This window comes from Micromonospora sp. LOL_013 (assembly GCF_048060315.1).
In the GTDB taxonomy this organism is placed as follows: Bacteria; Actinomycetota; Actinomycetes; order Mycobacteriales; family Micromonosporaceae; genus Micromonospora_E.
In genome coordinates this window covers 1-21,603 of sequence record NZ_JBHMIQ010000049.1, presented here as the reverse complement: position 1 = coordinate 21,603, position 21,603 = coordinate 1, and the positions used below count along the sequence as shown (strand labels likewise).

Below are 21,603 nucleotides of genomic sequence, written 5' to 3'. Positions count from 1 at the left end.
TGCACACATGCCCACACCGCTCGGCACCCGGCTGACCGCGATCATCTGCGGCCGGTGGACCGCCTGGCTGGTTCTGCTCGCCGCCGCGGCCTTCTCCGCGCTGGTGATCGGCTTCGCCGGCGACCCCCGCACCGGCGACAACCCCACCGGGGCGCTGCCCGACTCCGCCGAGTCGGTCCAGGTCGCCGAACTGCGCCGGCAACTGCCCGGCGGGCAGGTCAACCCGGCCCTCGTCGTCTACTCCCGCGACGGCGCCCCGCTGACCGCCGACGACGACGCCGCGATCACCGCCGACCGCGAGGCCTTCGCCCGCGACGCCGCCGGCGAGATCGGCCCACCGGTGTACGCCCCCGACCGCACCGCCGCCCTGGTCGCCGTCCCACTCCCCGCCGAAATCGACATCGAACGTCTCGGCGAGATCGTCGACCGGCTCCGCGCCGAGGCCCGCGCTGGACTTCCCGCCGGCGCCGAAGCGGAACTCACCGGCGGTGCCGGCTTCACCGCCGACGTCGCCGCCGCCTTCGACGGCGCCAACGTCACCCTGCTCGCCGCCACCGTCGCCGTCGTCGCCGCGCTGCTGCTGATCACCTACCGCAGCCCCTGGCTGTGGCTGGTGCCGCTCGCCGTGGTCGGCACCGCCGATGTGGTCAGCAACGGCCTCATCGCCATCGTCAGCCGCGCCGTCGACCTGCGGATCGACCCTTCCACCACCGGCATCGTCGACGTGCTCGTCTTCGGTGCCGGCACCAACTACGCCCTGCTGCTGATCGCCCGCTACCGCGAGGAACTGCGCCGCGAACCCGACCGCCGCCGAGCCTTGCGCCGGGCGCTGAGCTCCGCCGGCCCAGCAATCGCCGCCAGCGCCCTGACCGTTGTGCTGAGCCTGCTCACCCTGCTCGCCGCCGTACTCGCCAACGACCGCGCCATCGGCGTCGCCGGCGCCGTCGGCATCACCACCGCCATGCTGTACGGCCTGATCGTGCTGCCCGCCGCGTTGTCCGTCTGCGGACGCGGCCTGTTCTGGCCATTCGTCCCCCGCACCGGCCAGCCCGACCCCACCCGCAGCGGCATCTGGGCCCGGGCCGGCGCGCTGGTCAGCCGCCGACCCCGCACCGTGCTCGCCGGCTCCCTGCTGCTGCTCGCCGTGCTGGCCACCGGCCTGTTCGACGCCCGGATCGGGCTGAGCAAGACCGAACAGTTCCGGGTCAGCGCCGAATCCATCGACGGGCTGGCCACCCTGTCCCGGTCCTTCCCACCCGGCGCCGCCGACCCGGTGATCGTCGTCGCCGACGCCGCCCAGACGCCGGCGGTGCTCGCCGCCATCGAAACGGTCGACGGGGTCGCCAGCGCCCGACCCGCCGGCGGCACCGACGACCTCGCCGTCGTCGAGGTGGTGCTACGCGCCGAACCGGACAGCGCGGAAAGCTACCGCGCCATCCGGGACCTGCGGGCCACGCTCGACTCGGTACCGGCCGCCGACGCCCTCGTCGGCGGCTCCGTCGCCGCGAACCTGGACACCCGCGACGCCGCCCTGCGTGACCTGCGGGTCGTCGTCCCACTGGTGCTCGTGGTGGTGCTGGTGGTGCTGATCGTGCTGCTGCGCTGCATCGTCGCGCCACTGATCCTGGTCGGTACGGTCGTCGCCACCTTCTTCGCCGCCCTTGGCGCGGCCACCACCCTGTTCACCCAGGTGCTCGGCTACCCGGCGTTGGACACCAGCGTGCCGCTGCTGGCGTTCCTGTTCCTGGTCGCCCTCGGCGTCGACTACAACATCTTCCTCACCACCCGGGCCCGGGAGGAGGCGGCGGTCGACGGCACCCGGCAGGGCATGCGGACCGCGCTCGCCGTCACCGGCGGAGTGATCACCAGCGCGGGTGTCCTGCTCGCTGCGGTCTTCACCGTCCTCGGCGTGCTGCCGCTGGTCCCCCTGACCGAGATCGGGGTGATCGTCGGGTTCGGCGTACTGCTCGACACGTTGCTGGTCCGGACCCTGCTGGTGCCGGCGATCGCGATGGTGCTCGGCCGACGGTTCTGGTGGCCGAGCGCGCTCGCCCGCCGCAGCACCCCTCTGCAGGTGCCCGTCGGGGCCGACCCGATGCCGGGCCGGCGCGTCGATGCCGGAGGATAGGAGCATGCAGACCCGCTCCGATCTCCGTAACGTGGCCATCATCGCGCATGTCGACCACGGCAAGACCACGCTGGTTGACGCGATGCTGCGCCAAGGCGGCCAGCTGCACGCCCGCGCCGAACTGCCCGACCGGGCGCTGGACTCCATGGATCTGGAGCGCGAAAAGGGCATTACCATCCTGGCCAAGAACACCGCGATCAGCTACGTGCCCGGCCAGGGCGACCCGGTCGTCATCAACATCATCGACACTCCGGGGCACGCCGACTTCGGCGGCGAGGTGGAACGCGGCCTCACCATGGTCGACGGCGTGGTGCTGCTGGTCGACGCCAGCGAGGGGCCGCTGCCACAGACCCGGTTCGTGCTGCGCAAGGCGCTGCAGGCCCGGCTGCCGATCATCCTGGTAATCAACAAGGTGGACCGGCCGGACGCGCGGATCAAAGAGGTCGTCGACGACACCTACGAACTCTTCCTCGACCTCGACGCCGACGAGACTCAGATCGACTTCCCGATCGTGTACGCCTGCGCCCGCGACGGCGTCGCCTCGCTGACCCAGCCGGCCGGCGGCGCGGTGCCGGATGACAGCGACAACCTGGAACCGCTGTTCCGCACCCTGCTGGAGACGATCCCGGCACCGGCCTTCGACCCGGACGCGCCGCTGCAGGCGCACGTGACCAACCTCGACGCCTCGCCGTTCCTGGGCCGGCTGGCGCTGTGCCGGGTCCGGCAGGGCACCATCCGCAAGGGCCAGACCGTCGCCTGGTGCCGCACCGACGGCAGCCTGCAGAAGGTCCGCATCTCCGAGCTGCTGATGACCGAGGGACTGGAACGCAAGCCCGCCGAGGCCGCCGGACCGGGCGACATCATGGCGGTGGCCGGCATCCCGGACATCATGATCGGCGAGACCCTGGCCGACGCGGACGACCCCCGCCCGCTGCCGTTGATCACCGTCGACGAGCCGGCGATCTCGATGACCCTGGGCACCAACACCTCACCGTTGGCCGGCAAGGTCAAGGGGTCGAAGGTGACCGCCCGGCTGGTCAAGGACCGGCTGGACCGGGAACTGATCGGCAACGTGTCGCTGCGGGTGCTGCCCACCGAACGCCCGGACGCCTGGGAGGTGCAGGGTCGTGGTGAGCTGGCGCTCGCCATCCTGGTCGAGCAGATGCGCCGCGAGCAGTACGAGCTGACCGTCGGCAAGCCGCAGGTGGTCACCCGGGAGATCGACGGACGGGTCTGCGAGCCGGTGGAGCGGCTGACCATCGACGCCCCCGACGAGTACCTGGGCGCGATCACCCAGCTGCTGGCCACCCGGAAGGGCCGGATGGAGCAGCTGGTCAACCACGGCACCGGCTGGATCCGGATGGAGTGGCTGGTACCGGCCCGCGCGCTGATCGGGTTCCGGACCGAGTTCCTCACCGAGACCCGCGGCACCGGCATCCTGCACCACGTCTTCGAGTCCTACGAGCCGTGGTTCGGCGAGCTGCGGACCCGGCCCACCGGATCACTGGTCGCCGACCGGACCGGCGTGGCGACCAGCTTCGCCATGTTCAACCTGCAGGAACGCGGCTCGCTCTTCGTCGAACCGGGCACCCCGGTGTACGAGGGCATGCTGGTCGGCGAGAACTCCCGCGCCGACGACATGGATGTCAACATCACCAAAGAGAAGAAGCTGACGAACATGCGCTCGTCGACCGCCGACGAGTTGGAGCGGCTGGTGCCGCCCCGCAAGCTCTCCCTGGAGCAGGCGCTGGAGTTCTGCCGCGAGGACGAGTGCGTCGAGGTCACCCCAGAGGCGGTACGGCTACGCAAGGTGATCCTCGACCAGACCGCACGGGCCCGGGCGGCGGCCCGCCGCAAGCACCAGAGCTGAACCGCACCGGCCGCTGGGGTCGCCGGCTGCCGGCGACCCCAGCGGCCGGTCACTTGACGATCTCAGCGAGCTCCCGCTTACGGTCCCGGGACGACTTGACCAGGCTGGCCACCGTGGTGACCAGCAGGGTCACGAAGATAACGGTCAGCGACAGCCAGATCGGGATGTGCGGTGCCCAGCCGACCGGATCGCCACCGTTGACGAAGAACAGGGTGTTGTCGGCCAACGCCTCCAGCACCAGCTTCACCCCGATGAAGCCCAGCACCACCGCCAGGCCGTAGCTGAGGTAGACCAGCCGGTCCAGCAGGCCGCCGAGCAGGAAGTAGAGCTGCCGCAGCCCCATCAACGCGAAGACGTTGGCGGTGAACACCAGGTACGGCTCCTGGGTGATGCCGAAGATCGCCGGGATCGAGTCGAGCGCGAAGATCAGGTCGGTGACGCCGATCGCGATCATGACGATCAGCATCGGCGTGAACATCCGCCGGCCGGCCTCGGTCACCGTGGTCAGCCGGCCACCGTCGTAGGAGCCGGAGACCGGCAGCACCCGCCGGCTCCACCGGATCAGCGCGTTCTCGGAGAACTCGTCGGTCGTCTCGGGCTGGCGCAGCTGGCCGATCGCGGTGTAGATGAGGAAAGCGCCGAAGATGTAGAACACCCAGGAGAACTGGGAGATCAGCACGGCGCCTGCCGCGATGAACCCGCCGCGCAGCACCAGCGCCAGCACGACGCCGACCAGCAGCACCTTCTGCTGGTACTTCCGGGGCACCACGAACCGGCCCATGATGATCACAAAGACGAAGAGGTTGTCGACGGAGAGGCTCTTCTCCGTGACGTAGCCGGCGAAGAACTCGCCGGCGTACCGCCCGCCGGACGTGGCCCACACCCCGAGGCCGAAGATCACCGCGAGCGCGACGTAGAAGACGGTCCAGCCGGCTGACTCGCGCATGCTCGGTTCGTGCGGCCGCCGGACGATGATCAACAGGTCGGCGATCAGCACCGCGGTCAGTACGACCAGGCTGACCAGCCAAACCCAGGCAGGGATGTTCACTCGGACCTCCGGCAGGCACAGGGCACCGCCGACCGGAACCGGGGCGGGATGCCCCGGTCTTCGTGGAGGTGCGCACAGCAGTGACTGACGGAGGTCTCTTCCGCCGCCGTCCACCGAACTCTGTCTACCTTGGTGACGACGACCGCTGGTGCCGGGTCGGTCCACCATGCGGGCCAACCGTGCTGACGACACCAACGCGGGGGAATACTCCCCTCCTCCTGCGTCATTGTTGCGCAACTACCGGGCAAACGACACACCGGGGCGGCCTACCGGTGATGACAAGCACAACTCCTCTGCCGTCCTAGGAGGCTAGATAGGCATCGGACGACCGTGGGCATGCCCGTCAGAGCCGCCCAGAAACGGCCCCTCGGGCCGGTCCGAACGCAGCCATGTGGCAGGCTGCCGCCATGGTGCTTGAGATCGCGCTGGTCGATGTCCAGGCCGGCCGGGAAGCCGACTTCGTCGCAGCGTACGCCGCCGGCCGCCACCTGCTGGCCACCACCGACGGCTGCCGGTCGGTACGGATGACCCGGGGGGTGGAAAGCCCCAGCCGGTTCGTGCTGCTGGTCGAGTGGGACTCCGTCGACGCACACGAGCAGAACTTCCGCGCCACCGACCGGTACCTGCGGTGGCGGGAACTGATCGGCCCGTACTTCGCCGCGCCGCCGGTGGTCGAACACTTCGTCGACCTGCCGACGTGACCCGGACCATGCCGATGTCCGGCCGGTCCGGACCAATCCGGAGCCCGCAGTGCGGATAGAGATTGTGACCGCCGGCAGCCGCGGCGACGTCGCACCGTACACCGGGCTGGGACAAGCCCTACGCGCCGCCGGCCACCGGGTCACTGTGGCGACCCACGGCACCTTCCACGGGTTGGTGACCGGCAGCGGTCTCGCCTTCCGTCCGCTACCCGGTGACCCGTACGCCGCCCAACTCACCCCCGGCGGGCGGAGGCTGCACCGGCTCGGCGGCGGGCTGCGCGGCACCGCCGAGTTCGTCCGGCAGGGCCGGCGCTACCTCGACGATCTCGCAACCGGACTGGTCAACGTCGGTGCCGACGCCGACGTGCTGCTGCTGGCCACCACGACCGCGCCGCTGGGCTACTCGGTGGCACAGCGACGCGCGATCCCGAGCCTCGGGGTCTTCCTGCAACCGGTCGCGCCGACCGGCGACTTCCCGCCCGTGCTGCTCGGCGACCGCTCCTTCGGACCGGCCGGCAACCGGGCGCTGGGCGGCGGCGCCGAGGCGGTCAGCGCGCGGGCGTATGACCGCTCCTCCCGGCGGCTGCGCCACCAGCTCGGCCTGCCGCCGGTCCCGCTGGCCAGCCTGCTGAAACAGGCCCGGCGGTCGGGCTGGCCGGTGCTGCACGGGTTCAGTCCGAGCGTGCTGCCCCGACCAGCCGACTGGCGCCCCGGGCTGGAGGTCGTCGGCTACTGGTGGCCGGCCGACGATCCGCACTGGACTCCCCCGCCGGAGCTGACCGGATTCCTGCGCGACGGTCCCCCACCGGTGCTGATCACCTTCGGCAGCATGGCGGTCCTCGACGCCGAACTCCCGGCACTGGTCGGCACCGCGCTGCGCCGGGCCGGCGTACGGGCGATCGTGCAGGCCGGTTGGGGTGGGCTACAGGTCGGCGACGACGGCGTCCTCGCCGTCGGCGACGTACCGCACGACTGGCTGCTGCCCCGGGTGGCGGCGGTGGTCCACCACGCGGGAGCCGGCACCACCGCCGCCGGACTGCGGGCCGGGGTGCCGGCGGTGACCGTGCCGCTCATCGCCGACCAGCCGTTCTGGGCCGCCCGGCTGACGCGTCTCGGAGTCGCCGCCGAGCCGCTGCCGGCCCGACGGCTCACCGCCGACCGGCTGGCCGACGCCATCCGCACGGTGCTCGACCGGCCGACGTACGCGCAACGGGCCCGGCACCTCGCGGGCCGGATCGCCGCCGAGGACGGGCACGCCGCGGTGCTGCGCGCCGTCGACCGGGTCACCCGCCGCTGACCGGATCCGCAGCGGCGGCCGGACCGGCCGCGCCTGCGACCTCCGACACCGTTTCGGGGAAGGCGTGCGGGATGCGTTCCAGGACGCCGCCGGCGAAGACGTCGTACAGCGGCAGCTCCCGCAGATGTACGTAACCGATGTGGCAGTCGCACGAGACCAGTGGGCAGGGGCGCGGGCGCAGTGCGGCCCGGTAGGAGCCGTCGTACAGGTTGCCCAGCGGTTCGGCGACGAAGTGGCACCGGCGTACCGTGCCGGACCCGTCGACCGAGACCACCGACTCCCCGGTGCGGCACGACCGGCCGGCCGACGGGTGCGGGTGCACGCTGTAGCCGAACAGCGGGTCGAGCTCGGTCCACGCCCGCTGCTGGGCGGCGTCGTAGCGGTGCCCGTCGGCGGCGTTGACCCAGAGGTAGACCTCGGCCGGCAGCGCCGCCCGCAGCGACCGGGCGGCCGCCAGGTGCTCGGGCAGGCCGACGACCCCCACCGAGAACCGCACCCCGGCGGTACGCAGCGTGCCGCAGCGGCGCAGGAAGACCTCCCGGTCGACCTGGCCCGGGTGGTACGTGGCCCAGAACGCCAGCCGGCGACGCTGGTCGGTGTCGGCGTCGGCCAGGAAGTCCAGCCGGGCGGCCAGGTTGGTCTGGATCGCCACCCGGCCCACCTGCGGCAGCCCGGCCAGCCGCAGCAGCGCCCGCCGGTACCAGGATCGGGTCAACGCCTCGCCCCACGGGGTGAACAGCACCGAGATCCGGTCGCCGTGCGGATTACGCACGGCCCAGTCGACGAACCGGTCGAGCGCCACCCGGTCGGTGCGCAGCGTTGCCGGGTCGTCGCGGCGCTTGGCGAACGGACAGTACGGGCAGTCGTAGTTGCAGCTGGCCAGCGGACCCCGGTAGAGGATGCTCAGGTCCATCCGGCTCACCGGGCCGGCAGGCCGACCATCGCCGCCCGGACCCCGGTCGAGACCAGCCACGGGCCGATCGCGTCGCTGCGGGCCAGGCCGGACCCGGTCAACGCCAGCCGATCCGGGGTGACCGTCAACCAGCCCCGGTCGACCAGCGTCGCCAGCTGCGGGAAATCGTCGACGGCCCGGGTGGCGAACCGCGCCGCGTACGCCGCCTGGTCGCACCCGTCGGCGCGCAGCAGCGAGGTGATCAACCAGCGCCGGCGCTGCTCGTCGCGGTCCAGCCGGAAACCCACCTCGGCGACGTCGAAGTCGGACTCCGGCCGGCGCAGATAGTCGTCGATGATCGCCCGCACCTGCCCGACGGAGACCGCATAGTCGAACGAGTAGTGCAGGTCGCTGGTGTAGGACCGGGCGCCACAGCCGAGTCCGACCATCCCGTCCTCCTGGCAGGAGTACGCCGGGGCGTCGACGGCCGGCAGCGACGCGCGACGGAAGTGCCGCATCGACAGTTGCCGGTAGCCGGCGGCGCGCAGCCGGTCGACGCCGTGCCGGTACAGCGCCTGCCGTTGCGCGTCCCACTGCGGATCAGGCAGGTCGGCCGGGGCGCGGCGGGCCAGGCCGGTCAGTGGGCGGACGTAGAGCGGGTAAAGGTAGATCTCCTCCGGCTCCCAGCGCAGCGCCGCGTCGAGCGACTGCGCCCAGGTGGCATCGGTCTGGCCGGGGATGCCGTAGATCAGGTCGATGTTCAGCTCCGGGATCGGCTGGTCCCGGATGGCGGCCAGGGCGCGCTCGACCTCGACGCGACGCTGCGGCCGGCCGGCGGCCCGCGCCTCGGCGTCGAGGAAACTCTGCACCCCGATGCTGATCCGGGTGGTGCCGCGGGCGGCGAGCACCGCGAGCCGGTCCGGGGTGGCGGTGGCCGGTGAGGTCTCCACCGCCGTCGGTACGCCCGCCGGCCGGAACCTGTCGACCAGGTCGAACATCGTGGACAGCTCGTCGGCGTCCAGGTAGGTCGGCGTACCGCCGCCGACGGCGACCCGGGCGAACCGGGCGTCGTCGCCGAGCGCGGCGGACACCCGTACCGCCTGGCGGCGCAGCTGGTCGAGGTAGGCGGCCACCTGCCCGGCCGGCGGGTTGGCCCGGGTGAACAGGTTGCAGAAGCCGCAGCGCATCTCGCAGAACGGCAGGTGCAGGTAGCAGAACAGCTTCGTGCGGCGCTGCCCGGACCAGACGTCGGCCAGCACGGGACGCGGCCGCAGCGGCCGGTACGCCGTCTTGTGCGGATACCCGTACAGGTAGCCCTGGTACGGCGAGGCGTCCAGGTCCGCGACGGTCACGTCGGGTCCGGCGTCGCGGCGTCGGACCAGTCGCCGGGGGCGATCACGAAATCGGCATACGGCACCGTCCACACCACCTCGTGGCCGACCCGGTGCCCGCTGTGTCCGTCCTCGCCGTACGCGGTGCCGTGGTCGGCGCAGATGATCGTCAGGCAGGGCCGGCCCCGGGAGCTGGCCAGCGCGAACAACCGCCCAATGTGCCGGTCGACGTATTCCAGGGCGGCGGCGTGGCTGTCCCGGTTGTCGCGTTCGGTGCCCGGCAGGTAGTGCCGGTTCGGCTGGTGCATGGCGGCCACGTTGACGAACAGGAACAGCGGCTGGTCGGCGGGGACGGCCGGGACGACCTCGGCGATCCGGTCCAGCTGGGCCTCGAAGCAGCCGGGCGCGGTCACCCCGAACGCCGACTCCCAGTGCGCCTCGGCGAACAGTCCCGGCAGGGTCGCGCCCAGCGGCGAGGACCGGTTGAAGAACCCGACACCGCCCACGCACACCGTGTGGTAGCCCTCCTTGCGCAGCGCGGTGACCAGGTCGGGTGCGTCGAACACCCAGGTGTGCTCGTCGGTGGTGGCGCTGCCGGGGAAGGCCGCGGCGAACATCCGGGGGTGGCTGCCCGGTTCGGCCGGGGTGGGCAGGAAACCGGTGAAGAACGCCTGATGTGCGGCGTAGGTGAAGCTGGCCGGGCTGTGCCGGCGCTGCCACTGCCCGTCGGGCAGCGCGCGGGCCAGCTGCGGTGTCCGACCGGCGGCGAGCAGCTCGACCGCCACGTCGTAGCGCAACGTGTCAAGCGTGACGAACAGCAGGTCGTGGCTGCCGATCAGGTCCTTCATGCCGACCTCCCCATCGCGGCCGTGGTCCGCCAGGCGGCGAATTGGCCGGTACGTATGGCATGCAGTTGGGCAGCGTAGCTGTCCCGCCCGGCGGCGTCGCGCACACCGGGGAGCAGATCCCCGAAGGCGTTCACCTCCGCCACGGCGTGCCGCCGCCAGTCACTGCCGATCATCAGGTCCACTCCGACGTGCAGGCTGCCGGTGAAGCAGCGGGCCGTGCGTACACAGTCGGCCAGCGCCGCCGCCCACCGGCGCGGGCCGAGCGCCGCCCGCACCGCCGCCGGGTCACCGCGCCGGTTGCCCAGGTGCAGGTTGGTCAGCGGGCCGTCGCTGCTGCGTACCACGAGGTGGCCCGGCTCCCCGGCGATCACCAGCACCCGCAGGTCGACGACCCGGCCGTGCAGGCCGGCCTTCGAAAACCAGCGCTGCACCAGCAACCCGTCCGGTGCCAGCTGGTCCACGATAGAGGCGACCTCCCGCTCGGTGCGGTAGGTCCGCACCCGCAGCGAGTTAAACAGCCGCCCGTCGTCAGCCAGCTCGACCGAGGTGACCGCCTGCACCCGCCGGCCGTGCACGTGCAGGGCGAGCACCCCGGACGCCGACGACCCGTGCACCGGTTTGACGAAGACCCGGGCCCAGCCGACGTCGGACAGGGCGGTACGCAGCTGCGCCCAGTCGCTGGGTGCGGTGTCCAGGATGACCGGTTGCGCCACCCCGGCGGCGGCCAGCCGCCGATGCCCGGCCCGTTTGTCGAACAGCACGGCGATGTCGGCCGGGTCGTTGAGCAGGGTCGCGCCGGCCCGCCGGGCGGCGTCGGTGAGCCGGCCCAGGGCGGCGCGCAGCCCGGCGTACCAGGCGGCACCGCCGCTGATCTCGCCGTGGTCGAGCGGCCGGTCGGCGCCGCGCAGCAGCCGGTCCGCCTCGGAGTCCTCGCCGGGCGAGTCGATCCGCACCGTCGCCCCGCCGGGCAGGGCGACCTCGTCCCCGGCTGCGAGCTCCCGCCAGGACAGCACCCGAACCCGCAGGCCAGCGGCGTGCGCGGCGGCACGGAACGCCCCGACCCGCCGGTTGCCCGGGTTGCCGACCACGACCAGCGGCGTGGTGTGGCTCATCGGGTGAGGTTAACAACCGGTCATTCGCCGACCGAGACGTACCGCCCCCGGTGCGCGTCGACCTCCTGCTGGTCGCTCAGGTCGATGTCGACGCCGGGCAGCGCGGCCGGCAGTCGGACCATCATCGCGTCGGACAGGTAGTGCCGGTGCAGGTCGAGTCGGCGCAGGTGGGTCAGCGGCTGCCCGGCGAGCAGGGCGGTGGCACCGTCGTCGCCGAGAGTGCCCAACGACAGGTCGATGGTTTCCAGGCGGGGCACCACCGCCGCCGCGGTCAGCGCGGCGGCGACCGCGTCGGCGATCTCGGCGTTGCGCAACCCGAGGGTACGCAGCACGGGCAGCCGGGTGCCGTCGAGGATCGGCGCCAGGTCGTCCACTGAGGTGTCACCTTCGTAGTCGGGGGTGCCCAGCCACAGTTCCAGGTGGGTGCAGGCCGGCAGGTCGCTGGCGGCGACGGCGCGGGTGAGGGTGGCCGGCAGCCCGCCGGACTCGATGGCGAACTCCCGCAGCCCGGTGTGGCGCACGGGCTGCAACTGCAGGGACATCGCGCCGCGTACCCGCAGCACCTGCAGCGCCGGGTAGGCGGCCAGCAGCGGGGTGACGTCGGGCTGCAGGATCCAGGAGATCTCGCACTCGTCGAAGGTCATCTCGCCGAGGAAGACGGCCCGCAGGTTGGTCAGCCGGGGCGCGGCGTCGACCAGCAGCTCCAGCGGGAACGCGACGTCCCACGGTTCGCCCCAGTCGCCGGTCACCAGCGTCTCGACGCTCGCCGGGTCGACGGTGTCCAGCCAGGTGGCGAAGAGCTGGGCGAATTCGACCTCGTCCTCCTCCGACGCGCTGAGCCGCCAGGCGACCGGGGTGCCGGCGTGCTGCGCCGCCGTCTGCGGGTCGAAGTCGACCACCGGCAGTCCGGCGAAGTGGGTGATGTGTTCGTTGATGGTCATCGACGGTGCTCCGGGGAGGGCGTGGGGCTGCGGACCCGGCACGATAGCAACCCGGTGCGACGCGGCGCTGCCCGTCGCGCCCTACTGCGGCGACCGCAGTTCACTTGGTTGCCCGGAGTCGGCCACTGGTGGAAGGGCCGCGGCGATGCAGTCGAAAACCCGCTGGAGTCCGTCTCGGAACTGGTCGTCGCGGCTCAGGTGTGGCTGACGCGCCTGCGTTACGATCTTGGTGAAGATCGGGTACTCGCCACTTTTCACCAGTTGGTCGACGTACGGGTGGCTCCGCGCCATCCACTCCGACTCGCTGAGCCCACTGCGGCGCAGCTCCTTGGTCGAGCTGATCTCCTCGCGGACGGTGCCCTCGATGTAGCCGCTCAGCATGGTTATGAGGCCGAGGTTCTCGTCGATGGGGACGACGTCATCGAGCACTCCCATCAACCGTTCGATCAGGAGCAGCTGGTTAGGGCCGAAGCTGGGCAGTGACCGCTGCACGGTGGCCATCCAGGGATGTCTCAGCCACATGGCCCGAAGCCCGTCGGCGTAGCGCGTCAGGTCCGTGCGCCAGTCGCCCGAGGGCATCCCCGCGACGTCGATCTCGCCTGTCACCTGGTCGGCCATGAGATCGACAAGGTTGTCGCGACTCGGGACGTACCGGTAGAGGGACATCGCACCGGCGCCGATCTCGGCGGCGATCCGTCGCATGGTGGCGGCCTCCAGCCCTTCGGCGTCGGCGATCCGGATCGCCACCTCGGTGATCTGCGCGCGGCTGTAGACCGGTTTCGGCCCGTGGGCCGGGCGCTCGGGTCGCATCCAGATGTTCACGTACTCGCCGTCGGTCACCGTATCCACCCCCTCTGTTGCGTACAGAGTACCCAGTCTCTTACAGTGGCCACCATGACCGCGTACAACGTACCCAGTAAGGAGACAGGGGCGGATCCGATCGTCGTCGCCGACGGGCTGCGCAAGTCCTTCGGCACCGTCCCTGCGCTGCGAGGTCTGGACCTGAGCATTCCGAGGGGAACGGTGTGCGGCGTACTGGGGCCCAACGGGGCAGGGAAGACGACCGCGGTACGCATCCTGGCGACCTTGTCCGATCCCGATTCCGGACACGCCCGGATAGCCGGATACGACGTCGTCCGCGAGGCGGGCAGGGTACGCGAGCGGATCGGGCTCGCAGGCCAGTACGCCGCCGTGGACGAGAAGCTCACCGGCCGTGGCAACCTGCGCATGTTCGGACGCCTCTACCACCTGTCCCGCCGCGAGGCGCACCGGCGGGCCGACGAACTGCTCGACCGCTTCGACCTGACGCACGCCGCCGACCGCCCGGTCGCCGGCTACTCCGGTGGCATGCGCCGCCGGCTGGACCTGATCACCAGCATCATCCTGCGCCCCGAGGTGCTCTTCCTGGACGAGCCGACCACCGGCCTGGACCCGCATAGCCGCGTCGAGATCTGGGACAGCATCCGCGAGCTGGTGGCCGAAGGCACCACCGTGCTGCTCACCACGCAGTACCTGGATGAGGCCGACCGGCTGGCCGACGACATCGCCGTCATCGACCACGGACAGGTGATCGCCACCGGCACGCCGGACGAGCTGAAGGCCACGATCGGGGACCGCCTCGACGTCACCGTCGAGGACCCCGCCGCGTTGCCTGCGGCAGCGACGGTTCTGACCGTCCTGACCGGCGCCGAAACCACGACGGCCGGAGTCGACCGGCTCAGCGTCGCACTGCCCGCCGCCGGCACGCGTCTCGCTGACATCGTGCGCGAGCTCGACCACGCCGGAGTCGCCGCCGCCGACGTGAGCCTGCGCCGCCCCACCCTCGACGAGGTGTTCCTGCGCCTCACCGGTCACAGGCAGGCCGTCCGATGACCGCCACCACACCTCTGGGTCGCCTGGGCTGGACGCTCACTGACGGGCTGACCCTGATCGGCCGCGAGCTCACACGGCTACGGCAGGAGCCCGGGCAGATCGTCGCCGCGCTGGTCTTCCCCGCCGTCATGGTGGTGCTGTTCGGCTACGTCCTCGGCAGCGCGATCCAGGTGCCGGGTGGCGGTGACTACCGCGAGTACCTCATGCCCGGCCTGTTCGCGATGGTGACCTTCTCCGCATGGTTGGGGGTCATGACGCGGACGGCCAGCGACGCCACCCGCGGCGTAATGGACCGATTCCGCTCCATGCCGATGGCGCGCTTGGCGGTGCCGTTCGGACAGACCGGCGCCGACCTGCTGACCGGCCTGTTGATGCTGACCATCATGGTGGGTGCGGGACTGCTGGTGGGCTGGCAGCCCCACCGTGGCCTGATCCCCACGATTCAGGCGTTCCTGCTGATGATCGTGCTGCGGTACGCGCTGAGCTGGGTAGGCGTCTATGTGGGCCTAGCGGTCGAGAACGACCAGGTCGCCGACGCGATGGTGCCGCTTGGCCTGCCGTTCACGATGCTGTCGAACGCGTTCGTCCCGACCGACGGCATGCCGGGCTGGTTGCGCCTTCTGGCGGACTGGAACCCGGTGAGCGCGCTCACCGCCGCCTCCCGGGAGCTGTTCGGCAATCCGGGCGCCCCCTCGGGAAACGCGGCCTGGCCACTCGCGCATCCGGTGACCGCCGTCCTGCTCTGGTCGGCCGTACTGTTGGTGACCTTCGTCCCGCTGTCGTTGCGCGCCTACACGCGCCGGGGACGCTGAAGGCTCCTGGTTTCATTACTCTTATGGCGCCAGGCGGGGCGGCTCGTCAGAGTGCGCCCAGCGGCGGTGCCAGCGGGCCGGCGGCCCGCTGCCGCACCAGACGCCCGGCCTCGATCAGCAGGTCGACGAGGCTCACCGCGACGATGACGGCGACCCAGAACTTGGCTGTACGGTCGGCTTCCGGGCTCAGGTAGACCGGTCCGGCGAACAGCACCCAGGTCAGCACAGCGCAGATGGCCAGTCCGAGGAGCATCCCGGCGGTACGGGTCACCGGCCGCCACCGGCCGTGGATGGTGACCAGGAGGTGGTGCACCAGTGTGGCGATCAGCAGGGCGAGCACGAGTGGGCCACGGAGCTGGGCGAACTCACGGTCGAAGGTGAGGGCCTGCACGGCCTGCGGCGCGGCCCCGAGCTGATCCAGCAGCCAGGCCGCGTTGACCAGCACGACCGTACCGGCGACGTAGAAGGCGAAGGCGGCGATCCGGCCGGACCGGACGACGAAGCCGGCGGCCGACCTGCGCGGCCGCCAGGCGAAGCGGTCCGGCCACCGACGTCGCGCCCAGCCGGCGAGGCCGAACGCCACGACGAGGAATCCGGGCCACCAGAACGCCGGCAGCCCGTACGTCCAGTACCAGTCGACGACGTCGGTCGCGGCGGCCACGCCGAGCAGCCAGATCACCAGCACACCGGCGACGCCGAGCCGGACGAAGCGGCGGGTGTCTGCCGGGTCGACGGCGATCGGCGGCTGCCCGTACCGGGCGGCCACCTCGGCAGGGCGGCCGAAGGCCCGCAGCCGGGTCACCGGATCGTCGCTGTCGGCCAGTTCGTCGCGCAGCAGCGTCGTCAGCTCGAGAGCCACGTCCCTACGCTGCCGGCGGGGCAGCAACCGCGCCACGTCGGCGACGTACGCATCGATCAGTTCCTCGGTGGTCAGCATCTACCTGTCACCTTTCAGCAGCTGGCCCATGGCCTCGTTCATCCCATGCCACGAGTCCCGGAGCCGGTCGTACAGCTCTTCCCCGGCGGGGCTGCGGCGGTAGTAGCGGCGTGGCTGCCCTTCGGTCCGCCACTCGCTGACCAGGACGCCCTGGCTCTCCAACCGCCGCAGCAGCGGATAGAGCGTCCCCTCCTCGATCGGGAGGCCGTTGTCGGACAGCGACTGCCGCAACTCGTAGCCGTAGCGGAACTCGCCCAGCTGTGACAGCACCGCCAGGACGACCACGCCCCGGCGCAGCTCAAGCTCCAGCCTGTCGCCAACCATGTGCCACACAGTACTGTGCGCCACACAGGCACGTCCAGTGCCAGGGACGCGGTACGGCGGTCAGGGCTTCGGCCAAGGAGCGCTGCTTCCCGCAACAACGCCCCTGGCAACGGTCAGGCTTGCCCTGCCCCGGCGGGGTGACGGGTGTGCCGCTGCCGGATCCGGGAGGATCGACGCCATGAGCCTGGAGGAGTCGCGCGGGCACACCCGCGTCCTGTCGGCGTTGCGGGAGACACAGCTCGACCACTACGCCGAACACAAGGCGGACGCTGCGGAGATCAAAGCCGGGGTGGCACAGATCGTGCGGCTACTCAAAGGGATCGGCGGCACCCCGGAGTCGTGACCGGCCGCCGACGCCTGCCGGTCGAGGTTCCCGACCGCCCTAGTTCGCCCACACAACGTCAGGCGCGCAGGCCGTCCACGAAGGAGCGCCAAGCGGTGGCGGGGAAGGCCAGCCGTGGACCGGTCGGGTCGGTGGAGTCGCGGACCGCCACCACCCCGCCGGCCGGGGCGACCTCGACGCAGTTACCGTTGGCGTTGCTGCGGCTGCTCTTACGCCAACGCAGCCACTCGGTTGGGGTCGACTCCATGCCGCACCCCCTTTCGGCAGGCGATTCAATCAACTCTCTGCCACCAGCTTAGCCAGCAGATCCCGGCTTTCATCGACCGGCAGCGCCGCCTGCTGCAACCAGCGGCCGATCCGAGCGTAGAGGACCACGTCCTCGTCGTCGGTGAGGTGAATGTCGCTGGTCAACGTCTCCAGCACGACGGTGCGGGGATCGGCCGGGTCAGGGAACGAGTAGAGCGAGAAGCTGGTGTGCGGCATGAACGAGTCGTGCACGACCGCTTCGAGCGGCAGCACCTGGATGGTGACGTTGTCCAGCTCGCTGAGCGCGGTCAGGTGGCGCAGCTGGCCGCGCCGGGTCTCCGGCGGCACGCTGGCCCGCAGCAGGGCGCTCTCGTCGATGACCGCCTCGTAGTGCGGCGGATGTTCGCGACGCAGCACTTCCTGTCGGGCGGTGCGCGCCAAGGTGTCAGCGTTGATGTCGAGGTCTCCGTAGACGTCGCGACCGGAGCGGACCCTCAGCCGGGCGTACTCCGGGGTCTGCAGCAGCCCAGGCACCAACAGTTGCTGGTACTCGAAGATCGTGGCAGCGCTGGCTTCGAGCTCGGTGTAGCCACGCTGGCGTTGACCCATCGACCCGAGCGCCTTCCACCACCCTCGGGTGGCGGCGGCGTCGCGGGCGATGATGATCAGCTTCTCCCGTTCGGCCGGTACGACGTGGTAGACGTCGAGCAGGTCCAGGATGTCGGCCAGGTCGGGTCGGCTCTGGCCGAGCTCCAGCCGGGACAGTTTCGACGTTGACGCCCAGCCGAGCTGGTCGCACACCTGCTCCAGCGTCATTGCGGCCGCGCGGCGCAGCCGCCGCAGCTCGCCGCCGAGCCGTTGGCGTCTGATCGTGGGACTTGCAGGCATCGCCACTTCTGTCCACCTCCATCCGCGACAGAGGGTAAGCGAGCCATCGCCAAACTTCAAGCCTTGATTGTCTGGCAAACCTCCGGAACCATGGGAATCCCATTAGATACAACTTGGAGGAACAGTGAGCGACACTTCAGTTCCCGCGCAGTTCCTGCTGATCGAGCCGGTCGACCCGGCGGACGGAGCACCGAAGTTTCCGGCCATCGGCTGGGGTCTGGAGTACGCTGACGAGGCGCTGGTCTACTTCCGGCACCCGCAGCGGGAGATCCGTGAGGTCGGCGTCTTTCGCACCGTCGAGGACGCCTGGGACTTCTACCTGCAATGGGGCGAGCTGGAGCTGATCCGCCCCGGCGACCCGGGCTGGCCTGCCCCGCCTGCGCAGCCGTCAACACCGCTCGGGCAGGCAGCTCCCGACAACGATCCTGCCGAGGAGCAGCGCCACGACGAGGCAGGTCTCGACGACACCTGGGGGCTGCTGTGGCGGGCCAGTCAGCGCCCCGGGGCCGAGCTGGCCCACCTCTACCGCACCGCCGACCGGCTCAGCTGACTCCGGACCCGGCCCGACAACAAGCTGATACGGCGACCCCACCGCCTGTCGTGCCCGATACGTGGCGTCAGCCCTGCGAGGTGTCCACGAACGAGCGCCAGTTAGTCATCAGGAAGGTCGGCAGCGACCTGACCGGGTTGGTGGAGTCGTGGTCTTCCCCAGGAGGGCTGATGACCTGATACCTCGACATCACGCCACGCGCTCTCCTGGGCGGGAGATGTGCGCCGCGACTCAAACCCCCAGGTCACGTTGTCATACCTGCCTGGGTTACACAGTTGCTTTGGGTTCCAGAGATACTGTCCGGATGAGTTCGGATCAGGTCACCGTCTCTGAAGCCGACGGCGAGTCTTCGCAGGATGATCTTGTTCGGTTCCACCCACAGCTATCGTCCGTCGCAGGTGCTGATGCCGAGGCGATTGCCCTTGGCCAGCGATACTGGGACCTCAGTGGCTTCGACAAGACGTTCGACCCGCCCTCAGTGCTGTGGGCGGAGAAGACGACGTCGCTATGTGCCGAGTACGGAGTTCCCAACAGCCGCATGTACGTACATGCTGCTGCCGGGGTGCGAGCGATGTTGCCCACGTTTCGTTGCCCATCGTGCGATCAGCCGCTCTCACTGAGGTCGCGACAGAACCTAGTAAAGCTACTTGCCGGCGAGGCTCCGGAGCGATGCGTCGACTGCGACGAAGACCTGATCAAGGCCGTCCGGCGAGAGACCACACCTGCGGTGAGGCAAAAGCGTCAGTTTGCGCGCCAGGCGGCTCGACGGCGCGGACAAGCAGAACAGGCACAACAGCAGTGGAAGGTTGCACAAACCGCCTACCTCGCTGAACGGTGTGCCGTCGACGTGGCTTCGGCATGCGACTGGCGCGCGAGGCCGAAAACCTCCCTGCGCACCGAAGCGGTTGCACTGGCTGCGATTCGACATGCCCCAAGCGTTACCCCGATTCCGCCGATGGCCGCCTGGCCGTTACCGCTGGCACCCCTCAATGATCTGACGCCCGTGCTGCTCCGTGGCTGCGATAACGCCGGACTCTTCGCCATCCACCCAAACTCTCCTTTGGCAGCGTTCGTGTGGACCCCGACCTTCGAAGAGGCCGTCGCCGAAGCTGACGGTGACCTTTCGGACCTCACGCAGCCAACCTGGAGCAGTTACTATCTGTCTCTGATCTGTCGATACGTGCCAGGCGGCCCGTCACTCGGCACCGCCGCGAAGAAGCTCGACGAGCATCTACTTAGCAAGCTCAAGCCGGCCACGCTGACCCCCAACCGGCGCGCCGAACTGCTGGAACTAGTCCAAGACCTGATCGCCTGGGAAACCCGCCGCTACTTCGACTTCCAGCTCGAGGAACACAACCTGCCCCCCATCCCAGAAAACCATGAAGCACGCTTCGATGAAGTCGCCCGACGCCTCGCCGCAGTGCGGTCGCTGGCCGAGTGCTATCACATCGCCTGGACTATGGCCCGCGCCGCCGCCGCAACCGCTCAGGCTAAGCAGTTTGCGCCTAAAGCAAACATGACCACGCACGCCGTGAACTTGTTTGAGGACAAGTCAAGTCAAGCGATCGCGAACCCATCTCTACACTTCAAGCCCTACCGGGAAGACACACGCGTGCCCTTGTCGGCACTGACCAGGACCGTGTTCCTCAGCCTGCTCCATGCCGAGCCCATGTCGACAACCCTGGCCGACGCGAACTCGATCATCTCCACGATGCACGCCGAGACCGCCCTGGCTGAAGATGACGACGGGCCATACACTGAGTACGCTCGCACCATCTCGCGGCTTGGTCCCGAGTGCGACATGCAGACTATTTACGCTGTTCTCGGCCGCGAGAGCGGCAACAACGATCCCATCATCGCCGCTGCGGCCACCAGCCTCGTCCTGGTTGTAGAAGACATGCGCATCGTCGCCAGAGACCTACGCCCGTCACTCGCGGCGGCTATCAGCTCGTGCAGGCTGCTGACCACTCACACCCTCGTACGGGACCCTAAGGGCGGAAAAGATGCCATCACCAGCCAGCCCGTGGGCTTGTACCTGGCGCGCCTTCTGTACGAGGCCGCCGTAGCCTTCGGTCGCGAATAGCCGAGCCTCATTGTGGTTCCGACTGTGGTGGGACGAACGATCATGAGGAACCGTCGGATGACGTCCGACAGATAGGTCGAGGGCTTGGCTGCTAGTACTCCAGCCGCGCCTGTTTGAACTGGGGTTCTTGCAGCTCATCGGCGCGATCGACGTCCAAGTCGCACCGGCAATATGGTTGCACATGTCGATGCAATCGACTGCTGGGTCGCGTGGTCGCACCGCTTGTCTGTTGTGGTCGGTCGAGGAGCGGGCAGGCTCCCACGCTTGTGTTGATCGACGAGATCGTGGGCTGGCGGGCAGGGTTGGAGGATCTGTTGGCGCGGTTCGCGCACCGGTTCGGGCGGGCGGAGCCGCGTCGGCAGGCGCTGAGTTACCTGGTCGGGTTGCTGTCGCCGTTGGCGAGTAAGAACGGCTGGACCCTGGCCGAGGCCGCCGGCGACACGACGCCGGACCGGATGCAACGGCTGCTCAACAGATCCGTGTGGGACCCGGACGCGGTCCGCGACGACGTGTTCGCCTACGTGGCCGAGCACCTCGGCCACGACGACGGGGTGCTGATCGTCGACGAGACCGGCTTCCTCAAGAAGGGAGTCAAGTCGGCCGGGGTGCAGCGCCAATACTCCGGAACTGCCGGGCGGACGGAGAACTGCCAGCTCGGGGTGTTCCTGGCCTACGCCGGCCCGTACGGGCGCACACTGATCGACCGGGAGTTGTACCTGCCCCGCGGCTGGTGTGACGACCCCGCCCGCCGTGTCGAAGCCGGCATCGGCGCGGACGTCGAGTTCGCCACCAAGCCCGCGCTGGGGCTGCGGATGGTCGAATGCGCCCTCACCGCCGGCCTGCCGGTGAAATGGGTCACCGCTGACGAGGCCTACGGACAGGACTCCAAGTTCCGGACCTGGCTTCAGCAGCGACGCATCGGCTACGTCCTGGCCGTGCACCGCAACCAGCGGATCCCCGCCGTGACGGGCAACTCCCGCCCGGACGTCCTCGCCGACGACGCGCCAGCCCTGGCCTGGAAGCGCCGCAGTTGCGCGACGGCGCCAAAGGACCATGACTCTACGACTGGGCCGTGGCCTCCCTGCCCGGCACCACCGACGGCTACGGCCACTGGCTGCTGATCCGACGCGGCATCGCTGACCCCACGGACCTGGCGTACTACCTGTGCTTCGGCCCCGCCGACACCTCCGATGAGGACCTCATCCGTATCGCCGGGACCCGGTGGGCGATCGAGGAGTGCTTCCAGACCGCCAAGACCGAGATCGGCCTGGATCACTACCAGGTACGTCGGTACGACGCCTGGTACCGCCACATAACACTGAGCCCTTTTCATGCTGCGTAGCGGTCGGTCTCGACGTGGTGCAGAACGAGGATGGCCTG

At 70.1% G+C, this 21,603-nt stretch carries 20 protein-coding genes and 1 pseudogene; 10 read left to right on the top strand and 11 right to left on the bottom strand.

Going from position 1 to position 21,603, the window contains the following annotated elements; all coding sequences use genetic code 11:
* Positions 1-7: 7 nt before the first annotated feature.
* Positions 8-2,128: an MMPL family transporter gene (locus ACFHWS_RS25640; protein ID WP_416569278.1), complete on the top strand. Its 2,121-nt coding sequence runs from the start codon at positions 8-10 to the stop codon at positions 2,126-2,128.
* A gap of 4 nt (positions 2,129-2,132) precedes the next feature.
* The gene (typA, locus tag ACFHWS_RS25635) at positions 2,133-3,998 is read left to right on the top strand and encodes a translational GTPase TypA (protein WP_416555494.1); all 1,866 of its coding nucleotides are present in this window, start codon (positions 2,133-2,135) and stop codon (positions 3,996-3,998) included.
* 49 nt (positions 3,999-4,047) lie between these two features.
* Here typA and ACFHWS_RS25630 read toward each other — a convergent pair whose 3' ends face one another.
* Positions 4,048-5,046, bottom strand: coding sequence for a TerC family protein (locus ACFHWS_RS25630; RefSeq protein WP_416569277.1), 999 nt, complete (start codon positions 5,044-5,046; stop codon positions 4,048-4,050).
* A gap of 407 nt (positions 5,047-5,453) precedes the next feature.
* Between ACFHWS_RS25630 and ACFHWS_RS25625 the strand changes: the two genes are divergently transcribed.
* Both ACFHWS_RS25625 and ACFHWS_RS25620 read left to right on the top strand, forming a co-directional pair.
* Positions 5,454-5,747, top strand: a complete 294-nt coding sequence (locus ACFHWS_RS25625; protein ID WP_416569276.1) for an antibiotic biosynthesis monooxygenase family protein — start codon at positions 5,454-5,456, stop codon at positions 5,745-5,747.
* Between the two features lie 64 nt (positions 5,748-5,811).
* Positions 5,812-7,044, top strand: a complete 1,233-nt coding sequence (locus tag ACFHWS_RS25620) for a glycosyltransferase (RefSeq protein ID WP_416569275.1) — start codon at positions 5,812-5,814, stop codon at positions 7,042-7,044.
* Here ACFHWS_RS25620 and ACFHWS_RS25615 read toward each other — a convergent pair.
* The 6 genes from ACFHWS_RS25615 to ACFHWS_RS25590 form a co-directional block, all read right to left on the bottom strand.
* A complete protein-coding gene (locus ACFHWS_RS25615) occupies positions 7,031-7,957 on the bottom strand; it encodes an STM4011 family radical SAM protein (RefSeq protein WP_416555502.1) in 927 nt (308 codons plus the stop codon). The two genes, ACFHWS_RS25620 and ACFHWS_RS25615, sit on opposite strands and share 14 nt — an antisense overlap.
* Before the next feature lie 5 nt (positions 7,958-7,962).
* Entirely contained in the window at positions 7,963-9,288 is a 1,326-nt protein-coding gene (locus ACFHWS_RS25610; protein ID WP_416569274.1) for an STM4012 family radical SAM protein, read from the bottom strand.
* On the bottom strand, positions 9,285-10,115 hold the full coding sequence (locus ACFHWS_RS25605; protein WP_416555506.1) for an STM4013/SEN3800 family hydrolase: 831 nt from the start codon (positions 10,113-10,115) through the stop codon (positions 9,285-9,287). Before ACFHWS_RS25605 ends, ACFHWS_RS25610 begins: the two co-directional genes overlap by 4 nt.
* Entirely contained in the window at positions 10,112-11,227 is a 1,116-nt protein-coding gene (locus ACFHWS_RS25600; protein ID WP_416555508.1) for an STM4014 family protein, read from the bottom strand. The genes ACFHWS_RS25605 and ACFHWS_RS25600 overlap by 4 nt, the downstream gene beginning before the upstream one ends.
* Before the next feature lie 20 nt (positions 11,228-11,247).
* Entirely contained in the window at positions 11,248-12,168 is a 921-nt protein-coding gene (locus ACFHWS_RS25595; protein ID WP_416569273.1) for an STM4015 family protein, read from the bottom strand.
* A gap of 81 nt (positions 12,169-12,249) precedes the next feature.
* Complete coding sequence (locus tag ACFHWS_RS25590) at positions 12,250-13,008, bottom strand: TetR/AcrR family transcriptional regulator (RefSeq protein ID WP_416569272.1); 759 nt, start codon at positions 13,006-13,008, stop codon at positions 12,250-12,252.
* 54 nt (positions 13,009-13,062) lie between these two features.
* Between ACFHWS_RS25590 and ACFHWS_RS25585 the strand changes: the two genes are divergently transcribed.
* Positions 13,063-14,040 carry an ATP-binding cassette domain-containing protein gene (locus ACFHWS_RS25585; protein WP_416569271.1) on the top strand — a complete coding sequence of 326 codons (978 nt, stop codon included), beginning with the start codon at positions 13,063-13,065 and terminating at the stop codon, positions 14,038-14,040.
* Complete coding sequence (locus ACFHWS_RS25580; RefSeq protein WP_416569270.1) at positions 14,037-14,852, top strand: ABC transporter permease; 816 nt, start codon at positions 14,037-14,039, stop codon at positions 14,850-14,852. Before ACFHWS_RS25585 ends, ACFHWS_RS25580 begins: the two co-directional genes overlap by 4 nt.
* A gap of 46 nt (positions 14,853-14,898) precedes the next feature.
* Here the strand turns inward: ACFHWS_RS25580 and ACFHWS_RS25575 are convergent, their stop codons facing one another.
* Together ACFHWS_RS25575 and ACFHWS_RS25570 are read right to left on the bottom strand one after the other, a co-directional pair.
* Complete coding sequence (locus ACFHWS_RS25575) at positions 14,899-15,789, bottom strand: hypothetical protein (protein ID WP_416569269.1); 891 nt, start codon at positions 15,787-15,789, stop codon at positions 14,899-14,901.
* Positions 15,790-16,113, bottom strand: coding sequence for a PadR family transcriptional regulator (locus ACFHWS_RS25570; protein ID WP_281550445.1), 324 nt, complete (start codon positions 16,111-16,113; stop codon positions 15,790-15,792).
* 178 nt (positions 16,114-16,291) lie between these two features.
* Here ACFHWS_RS25570 and ACFHWS_RS25565 point away from each other — a divergent pair, with 178 nt between their 5' ends.
* Entirely contained in the window at positions 16,292-16,456 is a 165-nt protein-coding gene (locus tag ACFHWS_RS25565) for a hypothetical protein (RefSeq protein WP_416569268.1), read from the top strand.
* Positions 16,457-16,514: 58 nt separating this feature from the next.
* Here ACFHWS_RS25565 and ACFHWS_RS25560 read toward each other — a convergent pair whose 3' ends face one another.
* Both ACFHWS_RS25560 and ACFHWS_RS25555 read right to left on the bottom strand, forming a co-directional pair.
* Positions 16,515-16,703 carry a DUF397 domain-containing protein gene (locus ACFHWS_RS25560; protein WP_416569267.1) on the bottom strand — a complete coding sequence of 63 codons (189 nt, stop codon included), beginning with the start codon at positions 16,701-16,703 and terminating at the stop codon, positions 16,515-16,517.
* Positions 16,704-16,732: 29 nt separating this feature from the next.
* Entirely contained in the window at positions 16,733-17,596 is an 864-nt protein-coding gene (locus ACFHWS_RS25555; protein WP_416569266.1) for a helix-turn-helix domain-containing protein, read from the bottom strand.
* A gap of 118 nt (positions 17,597-17,714) precedes the next feature.
* On the opposite strand from ACFHWS_RS25555, the gene ACFHWS_RS25550 reads away from it, so the two are divergent.
* From ACFHWS_RS25550 to ACFHWS_RS25540, 3 genes and pseudogenes are all read left to right on the top strand, one after another.
* On the top strand, positions 17,715-18,140 hold the full coding sequence (locus ACFHWS_RS25550) for a hypothetical protein (protein WP_416569265.1): 426 nt from the start codon (positions 17,715-17,717) through the stop codon (positions 18,138-18,140).
* Between the two features lie 304 nt (positions 18,141-18,444).
* Positions 18,445-20,223 carry a hypothetical protein gene (locus ACFHWS_RS25545; protein WP_416569264.1) on the top strand — a complete coding sequence of 593 codons (1,779 nt, stop codon included), beginning with the start codon at positions 18,445-18,447 and terminating at the stop codon, positions 20,221-20,223.
* 269 nt (positions 20,224-20,492) lie between these two features.
* Positions 20,493-21,565 (top strand): annotated as a pseudogene (locus ACFHWS_RS25540) (IS701 family transposase).
* The last annotated feature ends 38 nt before the right edge of the window (positions 21,566-21,603 follow it).

Bases quoted from the DNA above. Each gene is read 5' to 3' on its own strand.
- ACFHWS_RS25625 (WP_416569276.1), top strand. From the start codon at position 5,454: ATGGTGCTTGAGATCGCGCTGGTCGATGTCCAGGCCGGCCGGGAAGCC.
- ACFHWS_RS25605 (WP_416555506.1), bottom strand. From the start codon at position 10,115: ATGAAGGACCTGATCGGCAGCCACGACCTGCTGTTCGTCACGCTTGAC.
- ACFHWS_RS25595 (WP_416569273.1), bottom strand. From the start codon at position 12,168: ATGACCATCAACGAACACATCACCCACTTCGCCGGACTGCCGGTGGTC.
- typA (WP_416555494.1), top strand. From the start codon at position 2,133: ATGCAGACCCGCTCCGATCTCCGTAACGTGGCCATCATCGCGCATGTC.
- ACFHWS_RS25570 (WP_281550445.1), bottom strand. From the start codon at position 16,113: ATGGTTGGCGACAGGCTGGAGCTTGAGCTGCGCCGGGGCGTGGTCGTC.
- ACFHWS_RS25585 (WP_416569271.1), top strand. From the start codon at position 13,063: ATGACCGCGTACAACGTACCCAGTAAGGAGACAGGGGCGGATCCGATC.
- ACFHWS_RS25575 (WP_416569269.1), bottom strand. From the start codon at position 15,789: ATGCTGACCACCGAGGAACTGATCGATGCGTACGTCGCCGACGTGGCG.
- ACFHWS_RS25600 (WP_416555508.1), bottom strand. From the start codon at position 11,227: ATGAGCCACACCACGCCGCTGGTCGTGGTCGGCAACCCGGGCAACCGG.
- ACFHWS_RS25565 (WP_416569268.1), top strand. From the start codon at position 16,292: ATGAGCCTGGAGGAGTCGCGCGGGCACACCCGCGTCCTGTCGGCGTTG.
- ACFHWS_RS25560 (WP_416569267.1), bottom strand. From the start codon at position 16,703: ATGGAGTCGACCCCAACCGAGTGGCTGCGTTGGCGTAAGAGCAGCCGC.
- ACFHWS_RS25545 (WP_416569264.1), top strand. From the start codon at position 18,445: ATGAGTTCGGATCAGGTCACCGTCTCTGAAGCCGACGGCGAGTCTTCG.
- ACFHWS_RS25640 (WP_416569278.1), top strand. From the start codon at position 8: ATGCCCACACCGCTCGGCACCCGGCTGACCGCGATCATCTGCGGCCGG.
- ACFHWS_RS25580 (WP_416569270.1), top strand. From the start codon at position 14,037: ATGACCGCCACCACACCTCTGGGTCGCCTGGGCTGGACGCTCACTGAC.
- ACFHWS_RS25615 (WP_416555502.1), bottom strand. From the start codon at position 7,957: ATGGACCTGAGCATCCTCTACCGGGGTCCGCTGGCCAGCTGCAACTAC.